The organism is Barnesiella sp. (genome assembly GCF_022723415.1).
Classification (GTDB): Bacteria; Bacteroidota; Bacteroidia; order Bacteroidales; family Barnesiellaceae; genus Barnesiella; species Barnesiella intestinihominis.
The window spans coordinates 1-12379 of sequence record NZ_JAIJHU010000010.1; the positions used below are offsets into that span (position 1 = coordinate 1).

Here is a 12379-nt window from a genome sequence, read left to right on the forward strand (position 1 = left end):
TTTATAATGTATTTTAACAATCGAAACATTTCGAAATATTTTTATTTTTATATAAATTATTGATAATCTTTTATTTATAGATTTTCATAAAGTATTATTTAGATATTTGTTGATATAATATTTCGAATCGAAAGTTTCGCTTGTCTATATTTGTGATAGAGAAATAGGACAAGAAGAGTGATAATAGAGTTTTCAATTTATTTTAACACAGTACTTTATGAATTCAAGCGATCATAAAACGGCTACATATTGTGAAATTATGCAGCAACCCGATGTTTGGTTGAAGGCATATGATTTGGTTTGCAGAAATGAGGCCGCGATACAAACTTTCATTTCGAACAACCATATAGGAAAGGATACCGAAATTATCTTGGCGGGTGCTGGAACGTCGGCCTTTATTGGAAATGCATTGGCCGGGATTTTTGTGGAAAAAGGCTATTCTCAATGTCGAGCCGTAGCGACGACCGATATTATTACTTATCCCGAAAGTTGTTTGCCTACCGGAAAACCTGTCGTCCTCATTTCTTTTGCCCGTTCGGGAAACAGTCCTGAGAGTTTGGCGTCCGTACATATTGCCGATAAATATTGTAAGAAAGTATTTCATATTATCATAACCTGTAATGAAACGGGCGATTTAGCGAGAGAGGGTTCTCGGGATAATGTGTTGCTGGTGTTACTTCCACCGGAAACAAACGACAAAGGATTGGCTATGACCAGCAGTTTTACGACTATGGCATTGGTCTCTATTTTGATTTTCAATATAGAGCAGTTGCCGGCGCAAAGAAGTAAAATAGAGGCGATAGTAACTTTTGCACGGGATATTTTGAAGAGCGGTGAAAAATCGCTTTTCGAGATTGCTGCGCGAAAATTCGGTAGGGCTGTATTTTTAGGCTCCGGCGCATTGAAGGGAATAGCGGAAGAGTGTCATTTGAAATTACAAGAACTGACCGATGGATTGGTCGTTTGCAAGTTCGATTCGTTTCTTGGATTCCGTCATGGCCCCAAAGCTGTGATCAATGAAGATACCGTGCTTGTATATCTTTGTTCAGATGATGAAAAAGTGTTTCATTACGAGCGTGATCTGATACGCCAAATTAACGAAAATAATAAAGTCGTAGCTCAAATAGCGGTCTCGCCTTCGGGGATAGTCATACCGGGGGTGAATCTCGATTGTGTCGTTGCAGCGACAAATCCCGGAGAATTGCAAAAAAATGAATATGCCTGTATCCCTTATGTTTTGGTGGGGCAATTGTTAGGCTATTTCAAATCGGAGAATTTGGGATTGAATCCCGATGAACCTTCGGTTTCGGGAAATATATCCCGTGTAGTGGAAGGTGTGAAAATCTATGACCTTTAAATCGAACGACATGAAAACGACACAACCGAAAACTGAATATATCCTGAGGAGGATTGCCGAACTAAAAGAAACGCAACATATATCCCGCACGTTGTTGGCCGTGTGCCCCAATTCGATGGCGGTCATTAAGGCGGCATTCCGTTCGGCTAAACGAAATAATGCGCCTATAAAATTTGCGGCGACACTTAATCAAGTCGATTGCGACGGAGGATATACCGGAATGACTCAGTCGGTTTTTACCGATGTATTGCGTATGGAGTCTCAGGCAGTCGATTATACGGGGCCCTATATCGTGGCCGTGGACCACGGAGGGCCGTGGTTGAAAGATATACAGTCCGTCGAGAAATGGGATACCGATAGAGCTATGGCTGCGGTTAAGAAATCGTTCGAAGCTGCGGTCGCTGCCGGTTACGATTTGATACATGTCGATCCGACTGTCGATATTCATGTTCCCAAAGGGGAAATCATAGATATACATCTGGTAGCTAAACGTACGGTGGAGCTGATCGAACATACCGAAACATTCCGACGGTCTAACGGTTTTCCCCCGGTTTCGTATGAAGTGGGGACGGAAGAAGTTCATGGAGGTTTGGCCGATGAGAGTGTGTTCGATACGTTTATCGTCGAGTTGAAAGCCGGATTGAAGGCTTGCGGTTTGGACGATGTATGGCCCTGCTTCATTGTCGGTAAAGTGGGAACCGATTTGCATACGGTTACTTTCGATAAGGAGGTAGCGCGTAAATTGACCGCTAAGGTGGCGAAGTTCGGGAGCTACATCAAGGGGCACTATACCGACGGGGTTTTGAATCCCGAAGATTATCCGTTGTGCGGAATGGGAGCTGCCAATGTAGGGCCTGAGTTTACAATCAGTGAATATGATGCGTTGATGGAACTCGAAGGAATAGAGAAGCGACTTCATGCGGAGGGAAGAGTCGCTGTTTGTTCCGATATGAAAAATGTGCTTTGGAAACTTGTCGATGAATCGAATCGTTGGCGCAAATGGTTGCTCGAATCGGAAAAAGGCCATCATTTCAATGAGCTTTCCGAGGAGAGGAAGTTATGGTTAGTGCGGACAAGTTGCCGTTATATCTGGCAAAAACCGGAGGCGATAGTAGCCCGCAATCAACTTTATGAAAACTTGAATCGGAATGGTTATGAGTCCGAAGATATTGTTTTGATGCGCATCGAACACGATATGGATAAGTATTTCAACGCGTTCAATTTGGTAAACCTTAATGATTATCTGCTATGAAACCGTACGATATTTTGGCTATCGGGGAGTTGAATGTCGATTTGATTCTGAATAATATCGACGGAGAGCCCGAAGTGGGGAAAGAGAAATTTGCCGGGGATATGATTCTTACGTTGGGAAGCTCGACTGCTATTTTTGCCGCCAATGCCGCCGCGTTGGGTGCAAAAGTGGGCTTTGTGGGAATGATAGGGCAAGACACTCTCGGTAATCTGATAAGAGAGAGCCTCGAAGCCAAAGGAGTGGATACCTCCATGTTGATAGAAACCGATGAACACTCTTCGGGGGCGACGATTGTACTGAATTATGGCGAAGACCGTGCTATGGTAACTTATCAGGGTGCGATGGCGGTCATGTCGTTTGCCGATATAGACAAATCGGTATTTGAGAAATGTCGTCATATCCATATATCTTCCATATTCCTACAACCGGCGTTAAAAGCCGATTTGGAAAAAATACTCGATTACGCTCGTGTACAAGGCGTGACGACTTCGCTCGATACGCAATGGGACCCGACAGAAATCTGGGATTTCGATTATACCCGCATTTTACCGTTGGTTTCGGTGTTTTTGCCGAATGAAAAAGAACTTATGTTATTGACCTCTTCCGAAACGATCGATGAAGCTGTCGGGAAAATAAAACCTTATGTCAATACAGCAATTATAAAAATGGGGAGTAAAGGATCTCTGTTGGTTCGTCGGGGAGAAGAACCGGCATTTCTGCCTTCGTTCTTGAATACGGAAGTCGTGGATGCAATCGGCGCCGGCGATAGTTTCAATGCCGGGTGTATTTCGCGATTTGTCAAAGGCGAGACTTTGGAAGATTGTCAGCGATTCGGGAATCTCACAGGCGCCATCAACACGACTGCGGCAGGAGGAACGGGAGCTTTTGCCGATAAAAAGACCATCGAGGAGATAGCACGGAATAGGTTTAATCAGCACATCACATTATAACAGAATATGAAAGTTCAGGAAAAACTTAAACAGTTTCAGCTTGAAAGGAAAGCCATTCTGGCGACCAATTTTTACAACTACGAGACCTTGAAAGGCATACTCGAAGCCGCATCGCGAGTGCAGGCGCCTGTTATGTTACAATTGACAAGGAGCTCGATCGATTATATGGGATTGAAGCGGGCGGTTGTATTGGCGCGTCAGGGACTCGAAGACTACCGGCTTGACGGTTGCATACACTTGGATCACGGAGGTTCTGTCGAGTTGGTGCAACGTTGCCTCGATGCCGGATTCGAGTCGGTAATGATCGATGCCAGCGAAAAGAGTATGGAGGAGAATATCGAAACGACTTGTAAGGTTGTAGAGATGGCTCGACCGTACGGGGCTAATGTGGAGGCCGAATTGGGCTATGTGCCTAAGTTGGGACAAATGCAAGATTCGTCCGGTTTTACGACCGTGGAAGATGCCGTTCGTTTCGTCCGGGCTACACAGGTAGATGCTTTGGCTGTGGCTATTGGGTCGGCTCATGGATTTTATAAATCGACACCTCGTCTCGATATCGACCGTTTGGCCGAGATACATGCCGCAACCGATGTGGTTTTGGTTTTGCACGGGAGTTCGGGTATTCCTCACGATATGGTTCGGGAGGCTATTCGCAACGGTATAGCCAAAGTCAATTTGGCGACAGAGATAAAAGACACGTTTATGCGGGCATTGAAACAAACCTTGCAGAATAGCGATGAAATCGATTTGCGAAAAGTATTCCCTAAGGCGACCGATTCTGTGGTAGAACTATTGTGCGATAAATATAAAATGGTGGGAAGCGCCACCGAATGACGATAAGAATTATTACGAACTTAATCTTGGTATATGAAACACTGTTATCTGTTTTTAGTCGCTTTGCTTTTTGTTTCGACCGGGTATGGACAGGAGAATATACTGTTGGAAGAGTATATGCCGAAATCTATTTATAAAATACCCGAAACGAAGGTCGAGAAAGCGAAATATCCGGTTATCGATGCACACTCTCACGATTACCCTTCTTCACTCGAAGAGGTTGCTCAGTGGGTGAAAACTATGGATAGGAAAGGCATCGAGAAAACAGTTGTATTGACTGGATATACCGGGGCTTCTTTCGATTCCATCGTAGAAGTTTATGCTCCTTATAAGGACCGGTTCGATTTGTGGTGTGGCCTCGACCTGTCGGATTACGGAAAGTCTTCGTTTGTAAAAACAGCCGTCGAGGAATTGAAGCGTTGCCACAAAATGGGAGCTAAGGGTGTCGGAGAGGTAACCGATAAAGGATTGGGCGTATATGTCGCATTCCAGACGAATATGGCCGAAGGAATCCATTTGAACGACCCTTTGATGTCGCCGATTTATGAAACTTGTGCAGAGTTGGGGATGCCATTGAATATCCATGTAGCAGAGCCTTATTGGATGTATCTGCCCGATGATAAATATAATGATGGGCTAATGAATGGGAAGAAATGGAAAATCGATATGTCAATACCCGGCATGCAATCCCACGAACAGTTGATTGCACAATTTTCGGAGGCTGTTAAGAATCACCCGAACACGTTGTTTGTCGCCTGCCATTTCATCAATTGCAGTTATGATCTTTCTATCGTGGGGAGGTTACTCGACGAGTATTCCAATTTATATGTCGATATGTCGGCCCGTTTCGGAGAGACGGCAAGTATTCCTCGCTACATGAAGAAATTTTATACTCGTTACGCCGATCGCATTTTATATGGGACTGATAACGGTATGTCTGCCGAAATGTATGAAACGACATTTCGGATTCTCGAAACCGACGACGAACACTTTTATGTTCCCGATTATCACTATCACTGGTATTATTCGGGTTTTGACCTTCCCGATGAAGTCTTGCGAAAAATCTACCGGGAAAATTTCATTCGAATTATGAAATAATTTAAGAAAAGAAACCATGAAACACATCGATAAATACACGATTATTTCAATACTGTCCTCGTTTTTACTGTTTTCTTGCAGCGAAGGTCTCGAAATAAAAAGCGGTCCGATGATTCTGTCTGTGGATAAGGATATGCACATGACGGTCGAGTTAACCGGAAATGATGCTCCTTTGACCGAAAAAAGCCAGACTGAATATATAGAGCTGGAAGAGGGGACGGTATCTGATTTTAAATTGAAAAGCCGGGATATTCGGGTGGCCGGGGATACTACTGTCTATACGTTGATTGGAGAGGCTTCGATGCCTTTCGGCGGTACTATCAAAAAAATACAAACGATTAGTGTGGATAGTCGTTTCCCCGGTATGGCCGTTACCGAAGTAAAATATGTGAATGAATCGTCTCGCGATTTGCATGTAGTGAAGTGGGTAAACCATGCGTTCCGGGTGATCGATAACGAAGATACTCCGGCGTTCTGGTCTTTTCAAGGTCAGTCTACCATAGAACGAGCCGATTGGATTCTCCCAGTCGATTCTAGCTTTTATCAACGTAACTATATGGGAATGAACGATTCGGATTACGGTGGAGGTATTCCTGTAACTTGTTTGTGGCGTAGAGATCAAGGTATTGCCGTGGGACATGTAGAACTTTCTCCCCGGTTGGTCTCGCTTCCGGTGAAGAAATCGAAATACGATAACTATGCAGAGGTTGCGGTCGAAAGTGCGGGAGAATCGGTCGTGGCATTTACACAGGGCGATACGATTTCTACGGTGCGGACATTCGTATCGGTATATGAAGGAGATTGCTTTGCTCCGCTTCGACAGTTTTCAGAATATATGCAGGTTTCCGGGTTGGTAATGCCCGAATCGGAACCGGCCGCATTCGAGCCCATGTGGTGTGCGTGGGGATATGAACGAGAAGCCACTTTTGCCGAAATCTTAGGGACTTTGCCTAAGGTGAAAGAATTGGGCATCAAATGGGCGACTGTCGATGACGGTTACCAAATTGCCGAAGGAGACTGGGAGCTCGATACCAAACGTTTCCCCGGTGGCGATAGGGATATGGTCGATTTGGTGAAAAAGATGAAGGCCTATGGTTTGAAAGTTCAACTTTGGTGGGCTCCGCTGGCTGCCGATCCGGGTACGAAAGTGCTGAAAGAAAATCCCGATTTTATTACGCTTTCCAAACAACAGACCCCGCATTATATTACTTGGTGGGACAGTTATTACCTTTCCCCTGTCGATTCGGGCGTGGTGTCGTATAGTCGAGATCTGGTGGATCGATTTATGAAAAAATACGACTTCGACGGATTGAAACTCGATGGTCAGCATTTGAATAGCGTGCATCCCGATTATAATTGGAAGCATCACCCCGAATGTCCCCAATATTCTTATGAGCAGTTACCCGGATTCTTCAAGATGATATATGACGAATCTCGGTCAATCAATCCGCATGCGGTTATTCAAAACTGTCCCTGCGGCTGCTGTATGTCTTTTTATAATTTGCCTTATACCAACCAAACGGTAGCCTCCGACCCGACCAGTAGCTGGCAAGTACGTTTGAAAGGATATGTCTATAAAGCACTGGTTCCTCGAACGGCCTATTTCGGCGATCATGTCGAATTGAGCGATCATGGCGATGACTTTGCTTCGTCGTTCGGTATAGGAGCCGTATTGGGAACCAAATTTACTTGGCCAAAGAATAATCCTAAGGTAAAAGCCGATTATCGATTGACTTCTGAGAAGGAGGTTATCTGGAAGAAATGGTTCTCGCTGTATAACGAGAAGATGCTTTCGACAGGAGAATATGTAAATGGCTTGTATGATATCGGCTATTCTCGTCCCGAAGCTCATGTCATTCGTAAGGACGGTACATTGTATTATGCTTTTTATGCTTCGTCGTTCGACGGTGATATCCTTGTGAAAGGTCTGGAAGAAGGTAAAAAGTATGAACTGTATGATTACTTCAATGAAGTTTCGTTGGGTGAGGTTGAGGGGCCTGAGGCTCGATTGCATTGCAAGTTTGAGAGAGCGCTTTTGTTCCAAGCGAACGAGGTGAAAAAGTGAAAGTCCAAATTTCTCTATATAATTTTTTTAACAAACTAAAAATCTCGATCTATGAATCTATTACAGAAAGTAGAACGGAATCATGGAAAACACAGTATGAAATTTCGGTTTTGTACGCGATTTTTCGTCTCCTTGATTCTTATGTGCGGATATTTGGGAGCAATGGCTCAGAATATACAAATATCCGGTGTTGTGAAAGATGTTGTTGGAGATCCGTTAATCGGTGTCAGTGTTCTTGTGAAAGGAGGAACAAAAGGAACCTCTACCGATTATAACGGCTTTTACACCATCTCGGCCCCAGCCGATGGAACGCTTGTTTTTTCATATGTGGGTATGGATACCCAAGAGGTGAAAATAGGCGGTTCGAAAAAATTAGATGTGACTATGACCGAAAATGGAAATTACATCGACGAAGTCGTCGTTATCGGTTATGGTACGGTAAAGAAACGTGATTTGACAGGATCTGTTTCTTCGGTGAAGAGCGATGATCTTAATCTTGCGGTAGCACCTTCTGTTGCTCATGCCTTGCAAGGAAAAGCTGCCGGTTTGGTGATTTCTCAGAATAGTGCCCAGCCGGGTGGTGGATTGGATATCCGTGTACGTGGAGAGGGTTCTATCAATGGTTCTAAAACTCCTTTATACGTAGTGGACGGTTTTCCTATAACAGAATTGGAACAACCATCGACGACGAATGAAAGAATGGTTGCTGGGACACAGAGCGTATTGAATTTTATCAATCCGGCCGATATCGAATCTATCGAAGTTCTGAAAGATGCTTCGGCTACGGCCATCTATGGTTCCCGTGCTGCTAACGGTGTAGTTTTAATTACGACCAAGCGAGGAAAAGAGGGCCGGACGGTTGTCTCTTATTCGGGGTCTTATTCTATTCAGCAATACACCGATAATTACGATGTCTATAATCTGAAAGAGTGGATGAACGCCATGAATACCGCAACTTGGGATTTGTGGATGTATGAGAATAACGTTTATCCCTATGGTAATCGTACTTTACAGGAGGCAATCGATTCTCCCAAAAACGGAGTGGCTTATAAACTGTCGTTTACCGATAAACAGATTGCAGCTGCCGGTGAAGGAACCGATTGGCTCGATTTGATTACCCGCAACGGTAGTGTGCAACAACACAATGTGAGTGTGCAAGGCGGTAGCAAAAATACCAATTTTATGATGTCATTGAATTACTATGATAATCGTGGTATTATTGAAAATTCGGGAATGAAACGTTATTCGGCAAAAATTAATGTGGACCAGGTTATCAATAAATATTTCAAAACCGGTGTCAACATTACAGCTTCTCGTATAGCCAACGATAATACGCAGCTCGGAGCCGAAGAATATGAAAAATCGGGTATGATTCGGGCTGCCGTACAGATGAATCCGAATATTCCGGCGCAAGATGAAGATGGCAATTATCCTGTCAATCCGCAGTTACCGACCCAGCCGAATCCGGCCTCATTGTTGTTGAATACGGATAAGGGATTGATGGATCGTATCTTGGCAAATGCGTATGTGACTTATGAACCGATCAAAGATTTGGTATTCAAGTTCAGTATGGGTATGGATAGGGCTCATCAAAGTCGTAAGACTTATATGCCTAAGGAGACTCTTTTTGGCGGTCTTTCCGACGGTATCGCTACGATTAGTGAAAACGATAGCGAGAAATATCTGATCGAGACGACCGGTAGCTATATGAAAGAGTTCAACCGTAATCACCGTATTAATGCGGTAGTGGGTTGGTCGGCCGAGTTTAATAAGGACTATTATGTAAGTGCTGGCAACAATGGATTTATCACCGATGCATTCTTATGGAACAGTCTTCAATCTGGGGAAGGTACGAAACAAGTGGCTTCCGGTGGTAGTGAGAATAAGATTTATTCGGCGTTCGCCCGTGTAGGATATACGTTCATGGATCGTTATTTGTTGACCGCTACTTTCCGTGCCGATGGAGCCAGCGTATTTGCCCGTAATCACAAGTGGGGCTATTTCCCGTCCGTGGCATTGGCTTGGAATATGGCCGAAGAGCCGTTTATGGAACCTGCCCGCTCGGTAGTATCGATGTTGAAACCTCGTGTCAGCTATGGTACGGTAGGAAATGCGACAGGTGTAACCAATAATGCTTTTGCAGCTTATTATGCACAGTTGGCATATAATAAACAGGATAATAGCCAACAAACAGGTGTATTTTTAGGGCGTTTGGAAAATCCCGATTTGAAATGGGAAACAACCAAAGAGTTCAACGTCGGTTTGGATTTTGCTTTGTTCGATGGACGTATTGGCGGTACGTTCGAATTTTTTGAACGTCGGATAACGGATTTGTTGACAGATAAACCTTTAAATACATATCATGACCTGACTTTCGTTTCGGCTAATATCGGTACGACAGGAGGACGGGGATTTGAATTTACCTTGAATACGAAAAATATCGTGACAAAAGATTTCTCTTGGTTCTCCGATATTACTTTTTCTCGTGTGAAAAACTGGTGGGTAGAGCATACGACCGATTGGAAACCTTCGGTATACGAAGGGGATAATGATCCTATTCGGGCCATTTATTCTCGTAAGGCCATCGGTATTATGCAAGAGGGAGACGAGGCTCCTGCTGCGCAACCCGATTTGAAACCGGGTCAGTTGATTATTGAGGACTTGAACGGTTATTTGCGTGACCCTGAGACCGGCGATCCCGTAGTTCGTAACGGACGTTTTGTCTTGACCGGGAAACCAGATGGTATTATCGACGATGCCGATAACCGTTTATTAGGCTCTTCGGATCCCGGGTTTACAATTGGTTTCAACAATACTTTCCGGTACAAAGGCTTCGACTTGAATTTCAATTTCTACGGCTCTTTCGACCGGGTGATGATGGATCCCACCCGTATGGCTTATGGCGTTTCTGCTTGGGGAATGGCACAGTATGGTTATAACGGATTGCGTTGTCTCGACGATCGCTGGATGCCCGATAATCCTTCGACTAAAAATCCCAGTTCTTTTTTCTCGGGTTCGACCTATGGATACGGAGACTGGTTCTATGAAGATGCTTGGTATATCCGCTTACAAAATATAACGTTGGGATATACGGTTCCTTCTACTGCTACTACACGGAAAATTTTCCAGAATATGCGTTTCCATGTCGATGTAAATAACGTATTCGTTATTACTCCTTATGGAGGTCTCGATCCTGAAACCGATTCTTATGCGGCGGCTTATCCCAATGCCCGCACGTTTACGGTCGGTGTAGATATTAAATTTTAGTAGACAACAATATAATACGGAATACAATGAAAAAGATTTTTCGAAAATTTACACTGTTGTTGCTGTTGGTTCCTATGCTGAATAGTTGCGAGTTGGATCCAATCGATTATAGCGATATAAATCCGTCTATCTTTCCTCAATCGAAAGAAGATTTGGAGGCAATGGTTCTTTCGTGTTACTATCCTCTGCGTGGTAGCTGGTGGGACGGTATCAATACGACTTCCGAAAGGGGGCAAATGTTTGTGAACGATGCTTGCACCGAAATTCTGGCGGGAAAGTTTGGCGCTCAGAAGTATTGCCATGAACTTTCTTTCAATACGGAAACTACCGATGTAACCTATTTTTATTATACTCGTGACGAGCCTTACGGTTTTATCGGTAAGATAAGTCGTTGTACTACGGTAATGAATATGATAGAAAAGAGCGAATTATCTCGCGAGGAAAAAGATCGTTATATCGCCGAGGTACGTTGTGCTCGTGGTTATCTGTCATACATTTTGTACGATATGTTCGGTCCGCTGGTAATTGCACCGGTAGAAGTTCTTGATGAGCCGTTGAATGAAGCTCCGCTTCCTCGTTTGTCTCGTGAGGAGATGGTTAAGTTTATCGAAGACGATTTGAAATTCGCTGCCGATAATTTGCCTTATCCGAAAGATACCGAGTATGGAAAATTTAGTAAAGGTTTGGCCAATATGTTGTTAATTCGTCTATATCTGCATGAAACTCCCGAGGATCAATCTTATTATAACAAGGTAGAGACTATTGCCCGAGAGATGATGACGGCCGATTATGGCTATGCGATGGTCGACGATTACCCGTCCTTGTTCGAATTGGCGGGACAGTCTAAATGCACGTCGGAATACATTTATATAATACCTTGTGCTATTGATGGTCCCAGTCAGAACCAGTGGCACATGATGGCTATGCCGCCGGATATCGATGGTCTCGTTCAAGGTTGGGCGACGGTACAAAGCACGTGGTATTTTTATGATTCGTTCGAGCCTAACGATACGCGTAAAACCTATTTGATTCCTGAATATACGACAGGAGACGGTGAGATTCGTAATCGGGAAAATCCCGATCAATATCTCGATTTGGGGCCTCTTCCCCAAAAGTATGAGATCGATCCTGCGGTTCCCGGTAGTGGCGGATATTCCGATTTGGATATAGTCGTATATCGTTATCCCGATGTATTGCTTTCGTTGGCCGAAGCTATCGTGATGAAACCGGGCGGCAGTGTGACGCAAGAGGCTGTCGACTTGATGAATGATGTTCGTGGCCGGGCTAAACTCGATGATAAAAAGTTATCCGATTTTCCCTCGAAAGAGTCATTTATCGATCAGTTGTTGATAGAAAGGGCTCATGAATTTTGGTGTGAAAGCGGTCAATACAGAGCCGATTTGATTCGTTTCGACAAACTGTTGGATAGGGTATTGGAATTGAATGCCGACCAAGCCCCTTATGCTTCGAAATATAAATATGTCTATCCATTGCCTCCGTCGGTTATTGTCGATGGTAAAGGAAAGGTAATTCAAAATCCCGGATATACTATTTAA

At 44.0% G+C, this 12379-nt stretch carries 8 protein-coding genes; all 8 read left to right on the plus strand.

Annotation, left to right across the window (positions count from 1 at the left end; genetic code table 11):
* Positions 1 to 217 precede the first annotated feature (217 nt).
* From QVD32_RS03530 to QVD32_RS03565, 8 genes are read left to right on the plus strand one after another with little or no spacing between them, the layout of a single operon-like run.
* Complete coding sequence (locus QVD32_RS03530; protein WP_021891845.1) at positions 218 to 1357, plus strand: SIS domain-containing protein; 1140 nt, start codon at positions 218 to 220, stop codon at positions 1355 to 1357.
* Between the two features lie 10 nt (positions 1358 to 1367).
* On the plus strand, positions 1368 to 2609 hold the full coding sequence (locus QVD32_RS03535) for a class II D-tagatose-bisphosphate aldolase non-catalytic subunit (protein WP_287710145.1): 1242 nt from the start codon (positions 1368 to 1370) through the stop codon (positions 2607 to 2609).
* On the plus strand, positions 2606 to 3559 hold the full coding sequence (locus QVD32_RS03540; protein WP_008861370.1) for a carbohydrate kinase family protein: 954 nt from the start codon (positions 2606 to 2608) through the stop codon (positions 3557 to 3559). The genes QVD32_RS03535 and QVD32_RS03540 overlap by 4 nt, the downstream gene beginning before the upstream one ends.
* 6 nt (positions 3560 to 3565) lie before the next feature.
* Positions 3566 to 4393: a class II fructose-bisphosphate aldolase gene (locus tag QVD32_RS03545; RefSeq protein WP_046415945.1), complete on the plus strand. Its 828-nt coding sequence runs from the start codon at positions 3566 to 3568 to the stop codon at positions 4391 to 4393.
* 33 nt (positions 4394 to 4426) lie between these two features.
* Positions 4427 to 5491 (plus strand): amidohydrolase family protein, encoded by a 1065-nt coding sequence (locus QVD32_RS03550; RefSeq protein WP_046415944.1) that lies wholly within the window; start codon positions 4427 to 4429, stop codon positions 5489 to 5491.
* A gap of 16 nt (positions 5492 to 5507) precedes the next feature.
* Positions 5508 to 7556 carry a glycoside hydrolase family 36 protein gene (locus QVD32_RS03555; RefSeq protein WP_195554690.1) on the plus strand — a complete coding sequence of 683 codons (2049 nt, stop codon included), beginning with the start codon at positions 5508 to 5510 and terminating at the stop codon, positions 7554 to 7556.
* A 51-nt stretch (positions 7557 to 7607) separates the two neighbouring features.
* Complete coding sequence (locus tag QVD32_RS03560; RefSeq protein ID WP_021891839.1) at positions 7608 to 10823, plus strand: SusC/RagA family TonB-linked outer membrane protein; 3216 nt, start codon at positions 7608 to 7610, stop codon at positions 10821 to 10823.
* A gap of 26 nt (positions 10824 to 10849) precedes the next feature.
* Positions 10850 to 12379, plus strand: coding sequence for a RagB/SusD family nutrient uptake outer membrane protein (locus QVD32_RS03565; RefSeq protein WP_008861365.1), 1530 nt, complete (start codon positions 10850 to 10852; stop codon positions 12377 to 12379).

Bases quoted from the DNA above. Each gene is read 5' to 3' on its own strand.
- QVD32_RS03550 (WP_046415944.1), top strand. From the start codon at position 4,427: ATGAAACACTGTTATCTGTTTTTAGTCGCTTTGCTTTTTGTTTCGACC.
- QVD32_RS03535 (WP_287710145.1), top strand. From the start codon at position 1,368: ATGAAAACGACACAACCGAAAACTGAATATATCCTGAGGAGGATTGCC.
- QVD32_RS03560 (WP_021891839.1), top strand. From the start codon at position 7,608: ATGAATCTATTACAGAAAGTAGAACGGAATCATGGAAAACACAGTATG.
- QVD32_RS03555 (WP_195554690.1), top strand. From the start codon at position 5,508: ATGAAACACATCGATAAATACACGATTATTTCAATACTGTCCTCGTTT.
- QVD32_RS03565 (WP_008861365.1), top strand. From the start codon at position 10,850: ATGAAAAAGATTTTTCGAAAATTTACACTGTTGTTGCTGTTGGTTCCT.
- QVD32_RS03540 (WP_008861370.1), top strand. From the start codon at position 2,606: ATGAAACCGTACGATATTTTGGCTATCGGGGAGTTGAATGTCGATTTG.
- QVD32_RS03545 (WP_046415945.1), top strand. From the start codon at position 3,566: ATGAAAGTTCAGGAAAAACTTAAACAGTTTCAGCTTGAAAGGAAAGCC.
- QVD32_RS03530 (WP_021891845.1), top strand. From the start codon at position 218: ATGAATTCAAGCGATCATAAAACGGCTACATATTGTGAAATTATGCAG.